We start from the raw sequence: 2,176 nt of genomic DNA on the forward strand, positions 1-2,176 counted from the left end.
AGCGGAAGCTGCTCGGGCCGGTTGGCGATTTGGGTGAGGCGAGGCCGGGCGGTGGCCGAGACGAGATGGGGCTCGAGCGCGGCGACGGTCGGGTTTTCGAAAAGGGTCCGCACCCCGATCTCGACGCCCAGCGTGGACCGGATGCGGTTGAGCACCCGGGTGGCCAGCAGCGAATGCCCGCCGATGTCGAAGAAGTTGTCGTGCACACCGACCTGCGGCAGGCCCAGCACCCCGGCGAACAACTGGCACAACACTTCCTGCCGCGCGGTGCGGGGCACCCCGTGACCGGCGGTCAAGCCGTAGACCGGGGCCGGCAACGCCCGCCGATTCAGCTTTCCGTTGGGGGTCAACGGCAAGGCGTCCATGGTCACGAACGCGGAGGGGACCATGTACTCGGGAAGCCGCGAAGTCAGCTCGCGGCGCATCCGCGGCACGTCCGCCGCCGCGCCTTCGGCGGGAACGACGTAGGCCACCAGCCGCTTGTCCCCGGGCTGATCCTCACGCATCACCACCGCGACCTGCCGGACACCGGCGATCGCGGACAGCGCGGTCTCGATCTCACCCAGCTCGATCCGGAAGCCCCGGATCTTGACCTGGTCGTCCGACCGCCCGATGAACACCAGACGGCCCGCCGAATCCCAGCGCACCACGTCGCCGCTTCGGTACATCAGCTGACCGGCGGCCCCGAACGGGCAGGCCACGAAACGCGACGCGGTCTGACCCCGGCGGCCCACGTAGCCACGGCCCAGCCCGGGTCCGGCGACGTAGAGCTCACCGGCGACGCCTACCGGTACCGGCTGCAAAAATTGATCCAACACATAGACATCGGTGTTGGCGACCGGGATGCCGAGATTGACCGGCACGCCACCGATCAGCCATGCCCCGGTGGTGATGACCGTCGCCTCGCTCGGACCGTAGGAGTTCACCAGGCGGAATTGCGGTGACCACGAGTCCACCAGCCATTGCGGAACCTCCTCGCCGGCCACGATGAGCATCGCGCTGTCGGGGAAGGTGTCGTGGGTCAGCGAGGCGAGCAGGGTGGGCGTGACCGTGACATGGGTAGTCTGACCGATCAGCTCGGCATCGGCGCCGGTCGCGTTGACCAGCCGCTGCGGGTCGAACGGGATCACCGCGCCGCCCGCCAGCAGAGCCATCAGCATCTCCCAGACCGAGCCGTCGAAGCCGATGGACGAGATCTGCAGGATGCGGCTGCCCGGCCGGACCTCGAAGTCCTCGCGGAACCGGTGCAGCAGACGGGTGATGCCGCGATGGGTGAGCGTCGCGCCCTTCGGCACCCCGGTCGATCCGGACGTGTAAATCACGTAGGAACCGTTGTCCAAGGACAGCGACGGCCGCGGGTTTTCCTCGGGCAGGCCGCCGATTTCGCGCCACAGCTCGCTTCCGGCGACCAGCATCACCGCATCGCTGGCGGGCAACTGGCCGGGATCGTCGACGAGGACGACCGCGGGGCTGGTGTCATCGAGAATGCGCTGCTTACGCGGCTGCGGATAGGTCGGGTCGACCGGAACGAAGCAGCCGCCCGCCTTGCTCACCGCCAGCAGCGCTGTCACCAGCTCCAGCGACCGGCCCATCGAGACGGCGACGTGCACGTCCGGCCCGACGCCGTGGCTGGCCAGGTGATGCGCCAGCCGGTTGGCGCGGGCGTTGAGCTGCTCATAGGTGATCTCGGTGTCGGCGACGACCGCGACCGCTTGCGGGGTCTGGCTCACCTGCCTTTCGAAGAGGGCGGGCAGGGTTTCCAGCGGCACGCGGGGCGTGTTGTCGTTGAACTCCTCGAGCACCCGTCTGCGTTCCGCGGCGGTCATGATGTCGATCCCGCCCAGCGGCGACTCCGGCCGGGCGGCGACCTGGACCAGCAGATCCACCAGGCGCTGGGCGAGCACCTCGGCGCTGGACCGGGTGAACAGATCCTTGGCGTAGGTCACCTTCACGTCGAGGTCGCCTTCGTCGTCGCGGGAGACGAAAGCGAAGAACAGGTCGAACTTCGCGGTGTCGAAGGGCGCTTCCTCGGAGACGGTGTTCAGCCCGGCCAGGTCGAGCCAGCCGTCCCGGTCAACGGTGAGGGCGACTTGGAAGAGGGGGTGGCGGGCTAGGGAGCGGGTGGGTTGGAGGTGTTCGACGAGTCGTTCGAAGGGGAGGTCTTGGTGGTCGAGGG

At 68.6% G+C, this 2,176-nt stretch carries 1 protein-coding gene; it reads right to left on the minus strand.

Annotation, left to right across the window (positions count from 1 at the left end):
- On the minus strand, nucleotides 1–2,176 hold a 2,176-nt coding region (locus Rhe02_RS49345), incomplete at both ends, for a non-ribosomal peptide synthetase (protein WP_203915537.1).

The organism is Rhizocola hellebori, assembly GCF_016862955.1.
GTDB lineage: Bacteria > Actinomycetota > Actinomycetes > Mycobacteriales > Micromonosporaceae > Rhizocola > Rhizocola hellebori.